The following is a 12,126-nucleotide window of genomic DNA, read 5'->3' as shown; positions in this document are numbered from 1 at the left end:
GCGGCTCGAAGTCGTCGAGGGGTGGCTCGAAGTCGGGTGTGGGCGACGGGAATTCGGGCTGGCCATACGGATTCGGCGCACCGGGGGCGCTCGCGGGTGGTTCGTAGTCGTCGAACGGTGCGGGTGCGTCGGGGTAGTCGGGCGGGGGAACGTCGGCATACGGATCGGCCGACAGCGCGACCGCGGCAGGATGGTCGACCGTTGTTCTCGGGTCGGCCAAGTTGTCGGTGGCAGGGTCTACAGTCGGTGTCATGTCGAGATCATGGGGCGCGCGGTCCACGAAATCGGCTGCGGCATTTGCCTTGTCGCGGGTTGCCGGTGGGCCCGCACGATTCGTCGCCGCGGGCTGTGCCGCGAGTTCGGCGAGGGCGGCGCGGACAAGGGCCGCACCCTGTTCGACGGGGTCGCGGCGGTTGCCGAGAGGGTCGCGGGGCCATTCGGCGGTTGCGGGGTTATCGGTGAAGGGGTTGACGGCGTCGACGTCGGGGGCATCGTCCCAGCGGTCGATGGTGACCGCGCCATGGGCCGGGCTGTCGGGGGTTTCGCTGGCGAGTTTGAGTTCCAGGAGGAAATCCGACGGCCCCTTCGAGGTCGTGCCGGTTTCGGCCCAGTGGTGGGCGGAGACGAACAGGACGCGTTCGGTTCTGGTGAGAGCGACGTAGAACAGGCGGCGGTCTTCGTCGATGCGGCGGCGGTCCAGGGATTCCTTGTGGGACTTGATCGCTCGTTCCAGATCGGCGCGGTCGTAGAGGTCGGCGAGATCGAGTACGGGGACGCCCTCGGCGGCATCGTCCTGTCTGCGGTCACCGCGCAGGGAGGTTGGGAGTTCGGCGAGCGCGCCGAGCCAGGTGCCCGAGGCCGCACCGGAAGGGAAGACGCCGCGGGTCACATGCGGTACTGCGACGATCTCCCATTCCAGCCCCTTGGCCGCGTGTACGGTCAGCACCTGGACGCGATCCCGTGCGACCTCGACTTCGCCCGGTTCGAGGCCGTTTTCGACGGATTCGGCGGCGGCGAGGAAGGCGAGCAGGCCGCCGAGCGAGGCGCCTGAATCGCTGGCGTAACCGGCGACTACCTCGGCGAAGGCGTCCAGATGTTCGCGTCCGGCACCGGCGCCGAGCATGGCGCGGCGGGCCTGGGTTTCCACGCCGACGCCGATGGTGCGCTCCACATCCGAGACCAGTTCGGCGAGCGGCTGACCGCTGCGCTCGCGCAATGCGGCGAGTTCTCGGCCCAATGCGACGATGCGTTTGAATCCGGACAACGAATACTGTTCCGGCGGACCGGGATCGGCGATCGCATCGGCCAGGCCCGCCTGTTCGGCCGGTTCGGGAGCCACCTCGCGCAGCGCCTCGGCCAGTGCGGTCGAATCGGTGATCTCGTTGACTTCATTGCCGTGCAGACGGCCGATCGACAGATCTCTGGCGCGGCGAGCGAGTGCGGCGAGATCGGCGACGCCGACGCGCCAGCGGGCACCGGTGAGTATGCGCATGGCGGCGCTGCCCGCACCGGGTTCGGCGATCAGCCGCAGCGTCGCGACGATATCGGCGACCTCAGGGGTGGCGAGCAGACCGCCGAGGCCGACGATTTCCACCGGAAGGCCTTGTTCGCGTAGCGCTTCGGCAAGGGGGGCGGCATCGGCATTGCGACGCACCAGTACGGCCGAGGTCGGCGACGGCTCCCCTGCTTCGCGTTTGGCCGACCATTCCGCCGCGATCCGGACGGCCACCCAATTCCGTTCGTCGGCAACGGTTTCGGTGAGTGCCAGTGCGACAATGCCCGGTTCGGCATCGGGTTTCGCGCGCAGTGCGTCAACGGTTACGCCGCCGCTATCGATGGCATTGCGACGCAATGGCTCGGCGACCAGATTCGCCAAAGCCAATGCCTCCGGCGGGTTCCGCCAGCTGGTCAGTAGCGGCAGGATCGGCGCGGGAATGCCTGGAGCGCTCGGGAAATCGGTGGCGAACCTGGGCAAGTTGGCTGCCGACGCACCGCGCCAGCCGTAAATGGACTGCATCGGATCGCCGACCGCGGTTACCGCCAGTCGCTGTTCGCCACGACTGGTTGCCCTTTGCTCGGCATCCGACCGACGCCCGCGCGTCGCATCGCCGTCACTGCGGCGATCCTCGGAGTCGGCCCGATGGGAGCCGGAGCCGCTTGCGCCACCGTCGGGCACACTCCGATAAGGGCCGGGGTCGCTTCCGCCAGGATTGAACGCACCGCGTTCGGAGCCGAACTCGCCCCCACCGGCATCGAACTCACCGTCGTCGGAGCGAGGTTCCCGGCGAACGTCGGGGTCGATCGGCGTATGGGACGACGGGGGCCGGTCGACCCCGGTGTCAGCGGTGGACTTCGATGGGCCGGTGGCCTTGGGTGAGCGCCTGGCCTGCGGTTGCGCAGAAAATCCGCCGAAAAGCGAGGCGAGCAGGATGCGTTGGGCGTGGCCGGTGTCCTGGTATTCGTCGAGTAGGACCAGGCGGAAGCGGGCGCGTTCGGCGTCGGCGACTTCGGGATGTTCGGCTGCGAGACGGGCGGCCAGCGACATCTGCGCACCGAAATCCAGTGCGCCGCGGCGGCGTAAGGCCTCGGCGAGCTGTTTGACCAGGGGCAGCAGGGCGACACGTTCGCGCTGCACCTGGACGATGTTCTGCAGGGCCTGGCTCGGTCCGCCGCGTTGGCGTGGCCCCGCGGGCAGGGTGTGGACCAGTTTTTCGAGTTCGGTGTGGGCCTCGGCGAGTTGTTCGGGTTCCACCAGATGTTCGGCGAGTTGGCCGGACAGCGCGAGAACGGCCTCGGTCACCGAGACCGGGGTGCGGTCGGTGTCGAGGTCGCCGTCCCAGTTGCGGACCACCTGGTGGGCGAGCTGCCACAGCTGGGTTTCGGTCAGCAGCGTCGCGGCGGGTTCCACCGGCAGCAGCAGGCCGTGCTGGGTGAGCAGGCGGCCCGCGTACGAGTGGTAGGTGCTGATCTCGGGTTCCGCGCCGGAAAGTTGGGCGCGCAGCTCACCACCGGTGTCGATGTCGCGCAGCAGCGGTGAACCGGCCAGCCGGGCCAGCCGGGTGCGGATGCGGGAGGTCAACTGCTGGGCGGCTTTTCGGGTGAAGGTCAGGCCGAGTACCTCGTCGGGCAGCACCAAGCGGTTGGCGACCATCCACACCACGCGGGCGGCCATGGTCTCGGTTTTGCCCGCACCCGCACCGGCGACGACCAGGGTCGGTCCCGGTGGGGCCGCGATCACCGCGGCCTGCTCCCCGGTAGGTGGTGGCAGGCCGAGCGCCTCCGCGAGCCGGTTCGGCGATACGCTCACTCGTCGGTCACCTGCCTTCCGGTGTCCTGGACGGGGCAGCTACCCGCGACCGAACAGTGCCTGCAGCCATCGTTGCGCATGGCGAGGTAGCTCGGGCCCTGGGTTGCGGCAGCGGCATCATGAATCGTGCCACGCCATTTGTCGAGCGCCTCGGCATCCAGCGGAGGTTGCATGCGCTGCGTGGCGCCCTCCCTGCTGCTGGGCTTGGCGACGTAGACCAGCCGCGCACCGCCGGGTTCGCTTGTGGTGCCGAGCGGTTCGCCAGAGCCGGTCTCGCTGATGTACGGGCCCGATTCGCCTGCGGCAGATTCATCCTGCGCGCGGCCGGATTCGGAGGTGGACTCGCCAATGGTGATGTCGAGTGCGCCCGCGGCGGCGGCCACCTGATAGGTGGCGAGCTGGGCGTGGTCGGCGGCGGCCTGTTTGGTGACCGGCGACTTCCCGGTCTTCACATCGACGATGACGAACCGGCCGAAGGCATCGCGCTCCAGTCGGTCGACTCGGCCGCGGATCCGCACGGCAGGTTCGTCTTCCGTGCGCGGTGGCAGTACGCAGTCGACCGGGACCTCCACACCGGCCTGGGTCAATTCACCCCGGGTATTGCGCACCCAGGCCATGAAGGTCTCCAGCATGGCCTCGGTACGGCGCAGTTCCTGGCGGGAATGCCAGCCGGTGCCGGGATCGATGGCCTGCCACGCCTTGTCCAGTGCGGCGCGGACCTGCGATTCGGGCACCTTGCCCGCCAGCGCCTGGACGAGGGTGTGGACCAGATTGCCCTTGACGGCGTGCGGGTTATCGCCGTCGGTGCCGCCGTGACGTTCCAGCGCCCAGCGCAGCGGGCAGGTGCGCAGCAGTTCGACGGTGGACGGGGACAGGGCGACGGCGGTGTCGTCGTCATCCCAGAGCGAACGCGACGAACTGAGATCGGCTGTGCCATACCATTCGTCGGGATGCGTACCCGGCACACCGGCGTGAGCCAGCCGGGCCAGTTGGTGGGCGGCGCGACGTCTGCGTTCCAGTTCGGCCTCGGAATCGCAGACCACACCGCGCAATTCGGCCACCAGCGCATGCATGACCAGGGCGCGGCCCGGATCGGCGACCGGAAGCGCGCCGGGTTCGCTGTCATCGTCGTGGCCGAGAAGTTCAGCGAGGAATCGGGACGGCACAAGATCGCGTTCGCCTGACACCGACTCCACGGCGGTGACCAGTAGCGAGCGCCGAGCCCGGCTGCACGCGACCAGCAGCAGTCTGCGCTCCTCGGCCATGATCGGGGCCGCCCGGCTCACCACCGCACCCGCGTCGACAATGCCCGCAGTGAGGTCGACCAGATCCTCGGTCTGCAGCAGGGTGCCGCGCGGGCGCGGATTCGGCCAAATACCTTCCTGCACAGCGGCAACCGCGACCACATCCCACTCCCGGCCCGCGGATGCGTGCGCGCTGAGCAGTGCGACCGCCTCCCGTGGCGCAGTCAGCGATCGAGTGTCATGCGGAATCTCCTGCTGCACAAGGAATTCGACAAAACCCTCAACGCTCGCGCGCGGCAGTCGATCCACATAAGCGGCTGCGGCATCGAATAATCCGACGGCGGCATCCAGATCGCGATCGGCCTGCATACCCGCCGCCCCACCGCGTTCGGACTGCGCCACCCACCGGCGCTCCAACCGCGACCCGGTCCACAGCGCCCACAGCACATCCTCGAGACCGGCACCACGCCGCCGAGTCTTGACTGCCCGATCGAGCGCGTCGAACACCCGCTTCAGCGGTGCCGCCTCGACATCGGTGAGCCGCTCCACGATTCGGCGATCTGCGCGGCCGACCAGCAGGTCACGCAACACCTCCGCCGAGGATTTATCGACATACCCGCGCCATTCCGAATCGCTGTCGTCCGGTTCAGGTGCCGAAGAGTCCCCTTCCTGGTCGCCGCTGCTCCGTGCGGAAGCGACTGTGTCTCCCCGATCGGTTCGCAGTGAGTTCCGTTCGGCCTCGCCCGCACCCAGCTCAGCGCCATCCGTACTTCGCCCCGCATCGTCGACGTCCCACTCGGCGCCATCCATGCTCCGCCGGGTCTGGTCGATGTCCCGCTCCGAGGCATGTGCGCCCAGTTCAGCCTGGTTCGTGCTCGGTTCAGCGTCATCAGCGCCTCGCTCGGCGGCGGCATCCACGCCACGCCCAGCGCCCTCTGCGGCCAACTCGGACTCGCCCCGGCCCCGTTCGGAGACATCTGCACGTCGATGTACCGCTCCCCCGTGTCCAGGGTCATCACTATCCGGAGCGGAATCGTCGATGTCCGATCCGGACTGGTCACTCTGCCATTCCAAATCTCGGCTACTGAATTCCGGCTCGATGCCGTACCAATCGGCATCGTCGGTAATCCGCTCGACTCGGCTGATATTCCGTTCGGACGTCGTCACGTTCCGTTCAGAGCTGTCCGCTCTTGACTCGAAGCCTTCCTGCTCCAGCGGAAACGCTTCCTCCTCCGGTGGGAAACCCTCTGCGGTCCAATCGGGTTCATCGCCCGTCACGGAACTCGCACGCGCCTGTGCGGCCTTGGCTTCGCTGCGTGCGGACTCCAGCACACTGCGCCGAATACCACGACGCAACCGACGCAGAGTTATTTGATCGGCACCGCCGAGCGGCCCTGCCAGCAGATCCAATGCGTCTTCGGCCGAGAACATCGCCTCGGCCGCACGCCGACGCCCACGACGCTGCGCATCCTCCGCGAGTACCGCGCGCAATGCGAGCAGCATCCAGGCCGCGCCGCGACGCCGGGCCAATGGCGCGTCCAGTGCGGGCTGTTGTACGGGCACTCCGGCCGCCAATAGGGCGCGGCGCAGCGGAGCCAGTGACAATGGCACCGAGCGGACGATCACCGCCATGCGCGACCACGGCACACCATCGGTGAGATGGGCGCGGCGCAAATGGTCGGCGATCAGGGCTGCTTCCTTCGCGGGAGTGGCCAGCACCCGCACGCGCACCTCGGTGTCGTCGTCCTTCGGCGCCACCGTGTGATCGGGTGCCGAAAAGCGTTGTGGCGCACTTCCGGGCAACTTGGCCGCGATCCGCGCGACGGCCAGTTCCACCGCGCCGCCGGATCGGTGGTTGTCCCGCAGGATGATTCGCTGTCCATCGGGTGCGGCCAGGTCCGCGACGAAGCGCGAATCCGCGCCGCGGAAGGCGAATACCCCCTGGTCCGGATCGCCCGCCACGACCGCCGTATGCGCGGCCGTGCCCATCACCCGCACCAGCAGTGCGGCCTGCGGATCCAGATGTTGGGCATCGTCGACCAGCAGGTATCGGATCCGATTGCGTTCCGCGGCAAGAAGTTCGGCATCACCGGCCAGCGCATCCAGTGCGGCTCCGACGAGCTCGGCCGCATCCAGCGCGGGCGCGGTCGCCTCGGGTGCTTCCACCCCGACCGACCAGCGCAGCAGCATCGACTGCTCGTACCGGACCGCGAATTTGCCCGCCGCCACCCATTCCGGCCGACCGTGCTCGCGGCCGAGCCGCACCAGATCCTCGGGTCCGAGTCCGCGTTCGGTGGCCCGCAGCATGAGATCGCGCAACTGTTCGGCGAATCCGCCGAGGCCCAGTGCTGGTTGCAGTCGTTGCGGCCACAGTCCGCTCGCCCCGGCCGCGATATCGATCAGGTCGCCGCGCAGCATTTCGCGCAGTTCGGCATCCTGCTCGGCACCGGTCAGCAAACGCGGCGGCGGATTGCCGTGTGCGCTCGCATGTCTGCGTAGCACCGAGAAAGCGTAGGAATGCAATGTGCGCACCAGGGGTTCCCTGGTTGCGCCGGGCACCCCGCCCTCGGCGGAGTTCGGATCGGTCAACCGCGCGGTAATGGCGTCGCGCACCGTGCTCGCCGCCTGCTTCGAATGGGTCAGTACCAGCACCGATTCCGGATCCGCGCCCGCCGCGATGCGCTCGGCGGCCAGATCGATCAGCAGTGCGGTCTTGCCGGTTCCCGGTCCACCGAGCACCTGCCACGGCCGCCAGTCCGGTCGAATCGGGCCGACCGCCGCCACGGCGTCGAACAGCGCGCGAACATCGGCACCCCAGGTCCGAGCCGGGGGTGCCGCCACATTCCGGCGAACAAGTCGCACCGCGCTATCCGATCGCACCACGCGGGCTATTGCAACAGACACCTCCGACACGCCACGCGGGCGATTCACCGATCGGTGAGGTCGGACACAACGCCTGGATCTGCGACGGATTTCCAGATGCGCCAATATGAGACCTGTGTCGCCTCTCAATGTGTACCGGTTCGGACCTGACGACGGGCCGAAGGTCTTGGCCCTGCACGGTGTCACCGGCCACGGCAAACGCTGGGAGGAGCTTGCCACCCGACATCTGCCCGAGGTCCGCCTCATCGCCCCCGACCTGCGCGGACATGGGCGCTCGACCGCATTGCCACCGTGGAACTTCGAGACCATCGTCGAGGATCTGGTCGAACTGCTCACCGCGGAGACCGACGAACCGGTGGTCGTCGTCGCGCACTCCTTCGGCGGCGCCTGCGCGCTGCACCTCGCCCACCACCATCCGCACCTGGTGCGCAAGCTGATCCTGCTCGATTCGGCGATCGCGCTGGCGGCGGAGCGCCTGATGGATATCGCATTGTCCAGCCTGGCCTCACCGGACTACGACACGGTCGAGCACGCCCGCCAGGACAAGATCGCGACCGGCTGGGGCGAGGTGCAGCCGCGCCTGCTCGAGGCCGAACTCACCGAACATCTGATGCCAACCGCCGACGGCCGGGTCGGTTGGCGGATCAGTCTGCCCGCCATCAACTCCTACTGGGGTCAGCTGGCCAGGCATTATGTGCTACCGCCGGTCGATCTGCCGACGATCCTGGTGCAGGCCATGAAGGTGGTGCCGCCCTTCGTCACTCCGGAGTTCCGCGGCGCACTCACGGCGCACATGGGCGCGAATCTGACCGTGCTCGAATGGGACTGCGATCACATGGTCGCCCAGGCCCGCCCGGCCGAGACCGCGGCGCTGATCCGATCGGTCCTGTAATGCCCACCACCGATGCCGAGGTCGAACGGGTGCGCGCGCTGGTCGCGGCCGTGCCGCCGGGCCGAGTGGTCACCTACGGCGATATCGCCGCGGCGGCCGGATTGTCCACCCCGCGCACGGTCGGCTGGATCATGCGCACCGACTCCGCCGATCTGCCGTGGCATCGGGTGATAGGCGCGGGCGGTAAGCCCGCCGCGCATCTGGCCGATCGGCAGTTGCACCTGCTGGCCGCCGAGGGTGTGCCGATCCGCGAGGGCCGAGTGGACCTGCGCGCCGCGCGTTTTCCGCTCCCGTAAACGCCCCCGCCACCCTCGATCGGCGGTTAACGTTGAATCATGTCCACCCGCCTGGCGTGTGTCGTCTTCGACGCAGACCGGCCCCGGTTCGTCGCGAATTTCTGGGCCGAGTTGCTGGGTTGGTCGGTGACGGTCGACCGCCCCGACGAGGTCGATGTGGCGGCCCCGGATCCGGAGGGCCTCGATCTGGCCCTGACCTTCTTGCCCACCGCGCGCGCCAAGGACAGCAAGAACCGGATGCATCTGGATCTGGCCAGTCGCTCGCTCGATCATCAGCGGGTGCAAGTCGACCGCGCACTGGCGCTCGGCGCTCGTCACGTCGATATCGGCCAGGGCGCGGTGCCGTGGGTGGTGCTCGCCGATCCGGAGGGCAACGAGTTCTGCGTGCTGGAGCCGCGCGAGGAGTATGTGGATACCGGCGCGGTCGCCGCCATCGTGATCGATACCCACGATCCGGCGCGGCTGGCCGAGTTCTGGTCCACTGCCTCCGGCTGGCCGCTCGCCTCCGGCGGCGCGCCGGTGGTCGGCCTGCGCTCGGCGACGGGGCTCGGTTCGTGGCTGGAGTTCGTCCATACGCCGAATGTGAAGAGCGGCCGCAATCGAGTGCGCCTGGACCTGGCGTCCTTCCCCACCGACGATCCGGCCGCCGAGGTGGCCCGACTACGTGCGGCCGGCGCGACCCCGGTCGATGCGGACGGCGCGCCCGGGGTGGTGCTCGCCGATCCGGAGACGAACGAGTTCTGCCTGCGCCGACCGGCCCCGGACTATTCGACGATTTAGACCTGCGACCGCTGGAACCAGACCGCCCTCCCCGGATCTATACACCCGACGAATTAGCATGTCGGCCATGCCCTCTCTCGCGCCAGGCGCTGACCGGTGACCACCGCCGACGCGATCGTGCTCGCGGGCGGACGCGCCAGCCGCATGGGGGGCGTTGATAAGCCCGCCATCGTGATCGGCGGTCGATCCATGCTCGATGCGGCCCTGGCCGCGGTTGCGCGGTGTGCGCGGACCGTGGTGGTCGGACCGCGTCGGCCCGAATTGGACGCGCGGATCGTGCAGGTGCGGGAGGTGCCGCCGGGTTCGGGTCCGGTCGCCGCGGTGGGGGCCGGGTTCCGCGCGCTCGGCCCGACCGCCGCCCCGCTGGTGGTGGTGCTCGCGGCGGATCTGCCGTTCCTGTCGCAGGTGACGGTGACGGAGTTGATCCGGCACGGCTCCGAATCCGGTGCGGATGCGGTCTTCGCGGCCGACGAATCCGGTCGGCCGCAGTATCTGATCGGCGTGTGGCGACGGACGGCGCTGGCGGCTGCATTGCAGCGGCTGGATTCGCTGATCAATCAACCGATGAAGGCGCTGATCCCGGCCGATACGGTCACCGTCACCATGGCCGGTATCGCCGATTGCGATACCGAGGAGCAGGTGCGAACGGCCCGGATGGCTTGGGACGCCGGTGCCGTCGGTGAGTATCGTCCCGCATCTGCGGCTGCGGTTTCCGCAACGCCGCTGCCGCTGGACGAGGCACGGGATATCCTGCGCACCAATATCTCTCGGCTCACCGAGTACCGAGCCGAATTGGGTTCGGTGCGCGGCGCCGCGCTCGCCGCGCCGCTGACGGCGGTCGGATCGCTGCCACGCTTCGACGTCTCCGCGATGGACGGATACGCGGTAGCCGGTGACGGACCGTGGCGTCTGCGGCGTGATGTCGGCTTCGCGGGCGGTCGGCGGCCGGTCGGGCTGCTGCCCGGTGAGGCGGTGCGGATCGCCACCGGGGCACATGTGCCCGACGGCACCACGCGGGTGCTCCGTGACGAATTCGCGCGGATCGAGGATGACGAAATGCTGTACCAGCATGAGGATTCCCCGGCGCGCGACGATATCCGCCGCCGCGGCGAGGACCGGGCCCCTGGCGACCTCGTCGCTCCCGAGGGCACACCGGTCACGGCCGGGCTGATTTCCGCCGCCGCCAGTGTGGAGGTGACCGAGGCGGTGGTGCGCGGCCCGGTGCGGGCCCGCATCATCATGACCGGTGACGAGATCCGCAGCACCGGCCCGCTGCAGACCGGTCAGACCCGCGACTCGATCGGGCCGATTCTGCCGGATGTGCTGTCCGGGTACGGAATTCGTGCGGTCGATCAGGTGCACCTGCGCGATACTCCGCGCGGCTTCGACGAAGTGCTCGGTGCGGCGGACGATTGCGATCTGCTGGTAATCGTCGGTGCGACCGGCGGTGGCGCGGCAGACCAGCTGCGCGCGGCGATCGCCCGCGCCGAGGCTCGAATCCTGGTGCACCGCTTGAAATTACGTCCGGGCGGTTCCACTATTGTCGCCGAATTGTCCAGCGGTACCACTGTTCTCGGCCTGCCAGGAAATCCCTTCGCGGCGGTTGCCGTACTTATGGCGCTGTCGCCCGCACTCGTCGAGGGCCGAACCGGCAGCCATCGGCTGCGACCACTGATCGGGCCACTGCGCAATGCGAGCGCGATCTCCGGACCCGTCCCCCGCATCGTCCCGGCGCGTCTGGCCCCCTACGGCGGTTGGCTGGGCGATCCGCAGATCCGCACCACCCATCTGGGCGGCCTCGTCGACCGTGACGGCCTGGTCGTCGTGCCCGCCGAGGCCACCGACGACGACCTCGTCGAATTCCTCCCGCTCCGGGTGTAAAGAATCGATTTCTTCTTCCACTGAAGATGTCCGCTCGCTATTGTGTGATGGTTAGGCGAATACAACATCACTTCGGAAAGGACCGAGTGGAGATGGCTGAAAAGTCGAAGAAAACGCCTAAGAAAATGCCCAAGCAGATGGAACGGCAGCAGCAACAGCAGCGCCAGGACCAGGGCATGAACCGATCCGGCCCGATCAGCGATCGCGACAGCGATCAGCGAGGCCAGGGTTCAGAGCGGCGAGGCGCTGACCAGCGCCGAACCGGACAGCACTGATCTGAAACGGGCCGCCGGTTCCTCCATGTGGGCCGGCGGCCCGGCTGTGCGTGGCCCGCTTCGTTCCACTTCGGCTTCCCGTCCGGGATCGACTGCGAACGATTCAGGCCGGTCCAGGACCGAGTTCCGTATCGTCCGGCACATTATTTGCGTCATACATTTCGGCCGACCAACCAATAAAATTCGAAGTGCCCATCGAACGCCCATACGCGGCTCGAATTGCACTCAAGGACGCCCACCCCGGAAAGTTACTTTTTGCCACATGAATTGTGCGCACTCATCGCATGACTACGTTCGGCGAACTCGGGTGGAGGGGTCAGGCGCAGTAGCGCCGGGTGACGGCGGAATCGGGGCTGCGGACTGCCTTCAGGAGGTGGCGTGTGTAGTCGGCGCGGGGAGCGGCGAATACGTCTGCGACGGGGCCGGTTTCGACGACAGGCCCTCGCGTAGGACCCCGACGCGGTCGGCGACCTGGTGGACCACCGCGCGGTCGCGGCTGATGAACAGGCAGGCGACGCCGTGATCGGTGCGTAGGTCGGCGAACACGCTGGCGAAATTAACAGCCGCC

The 12,126-nt window shown here is 68.3% G+C and carries 8 protein-coding genes; 5 read left to right on the top strand and 3 right to left on the bottom strand.

All coding sequences use genetic code 11. The annotated features are described in order from the left end of the window. On the bottom strand, window positions 1-3,307 hold a 3,307-nt coding region (locus tag ACIBJI_RS33535; RefSeq protein WP_397087274.1), incomplete at its 3' end, for an ATP-dependent helicase. Next, window positions 3,304-7,455: a PD-(D/E)XK nuclease family protein gene (locus ACIBJI_RS33530; RefSeq protein ID WP_397087272.1), complete on the bottom strand. Its 4,152-nt coding sequence runs from the start codon at window positions 7,453-7,455 to the stop codon at window positions 3,304-3,306. The genes ACIBJI_RS33535 and ACIBJI_RS33530, both read right to left, overlap by 4 nt. A gap of 85 nt (window positions 7,456-7,540) precedes the next feature. Here ACIBJI_RS33530 and ACIBJI_RS33525 point away from each other — a divergent pair, with 85 nt between their 5' ends. The 5 genes from ACIBJI_RS33525 to ACIBJI_RS33505 all read left to right on the top strand — a co-directional run bounded on the left by ACIBJI_RS33525 (window position 7,541) and on the right by ACIBJI_RS33505 (window position 11,558). Next, complete coding sequence (locus ACIBJI_RS33525) at window positions 7,541-8,326, top strand: alpha/beta hydrolase (RefSeq protein WP_364356792.1); 786 nt, start codon at window positions 7,541-7,543, stop codon at window positions 8,324-8,326. Then, window positions 8,326-8,622, top strand: coding sequence for an MGMT family protein (locus ACIBJI_RS33520; RefSeq protein WP_364356795.1), 297 nt, complete (start codon window positions 8,326-8,328; stop codon window positions 8,620-8,622). Before ACIBJI_RS33525 ends, ACIBJI_RS33520 begins: the two co-directional genes overlap by 1 nt. Before the next feature lie 39 nt (window positions 8,623-8,661). Then, complete coding sequence (locus ACIBJI_RS33515; protein ID WP_364356798.1) at window positions 8,662-9,402, top strand: VOC family protein; 741 nt, start codon at window positions 8,662-8,664, stop codon at window positions 9,400-9,402. A gap of 96 nt (window positions 9,403-9,498) precedes the next feature. Next, window positions 9,499-11,283, top strand: coding sequence for an NTP transferase domain-containing protein (locus tag ACIBJI_RS33510; protein ID WP_397087270.1), 1,785 nt, complete (start codon window positions 9,499-9,501; stop codon window positions 11,281-11,283). Window positions 11,284-11,375: 92 nt separating this feature from the next. Then, the gene (locus ACIBJI_RS33505) at window positions 11,376-11,558 is read left to right on the top strand and encodes a hypothetical protein (protein WP_364356804.1); all 183 of its coding nucleotides are present in this window, start codon (window positions 11,376-11,378) and stop codon (window positions 11,556-11,558) included. A 366-nt stretch (window positions 11,559-11,924) separates the two neighbouring features. Here ACIBJI_RS33505 and ACIBJI_RS33500 read toward each other — a convergent pair whose 3' ends face one another. Further along, entirely contained in the window at window positions 11,925-12,104 is a 180-nt protein-coding gene (locus tag ACIBJI_RS33500) for a hypothetical protein (RefSeq protein WP_397087268.1), read from the bottom strand. Window positions 12,105-12,126 lie beyond the last annotated feature (22 nt).

It is taken from the genome of Nocardia sp. NPDC050408 (assembly GCF_044458905.1).
Lineage (GTDB): Bacteria > Actinomycetota > Actinomycetes > Mycobacteriales > Mycobacteriaceae > Nocardia.
This window is presented reverse-complemented; position numbering and strand designations above follow the sequence as displayed.

Coding starts and splice junctions, on each gene's coding strand:
- ACIBJI_RS33525 (WP_364356792.1), top strand. CDS start 7,541: ATGAGACCTGTGTCGCCTCTCAATGTGTACCGGTTCGGACCTGACGAC.
- ACIBJI_RS33520 (WP_364356795.1), top strand. CDS start 8,326: ATGCCCACCACCGATGCCGAGGTCGAACGGGTGCGCGCGCTGGTCGCG.
- ACIBJI_RS33515 (WP_364356798.1), top strand. CDS start 8,662: ATGTCCACCCGCCTGGCGTGTGTCGTCTTCGACGCAGACCGGCCCCGG.
- ACIBJI_RS33505 (WP_364356804.1), top strand. CDS start 11,376: ATGGCTGAAAAGTCGAAGAAAACGCCTAAGAAAATGCCCAAGCAGATG.